General features: G+C 40.2%; 1 protein-coding gene. It reads right to left on the reverse strand.

Translation table 11 applies throughout. The features are described from left to right. Nucleotides 1-246: hypothetical protein (locus RJ41_RS19225; protein ID WP_039222559.1), on the reverse strand; the 246-nt coding region annotated here is incomplete at both ends.

The following is a 246-nucleotide window of genomic DNA, read 5'->3' on the forward strand; positions in this document are numbered from 1 at the left end:
TACCGCTTTCATTTGATTAGCAGTTAACACTGCATCTAAGCTTTCTGAATCGCTAAAGCCCAACGAGGCTAGCGTAACAACTTGAGAGGCCGTACCTTCTCTTGAGTTATAATCATATGCTGAAGCTAACATCACGCTATCAACATTGTTTCTATTCTCACTTGTGATATAAGCTAAGCCGTTTTTTGTCCACGATTCACCGCTCTGCGTAAAGTCGCCATTTGATAGCAAATTAGTAAAATAGCT

Origin of the sequence: Alteromonas marina, assembly GCF_000808575.1 — a bacterium.
GTDB lineage: Bacteria > Pseudomonadota > Gammaproteobacteria > Enterobacterales > Alteromonadaceae > Alteromonas > Alteromonas marina_A.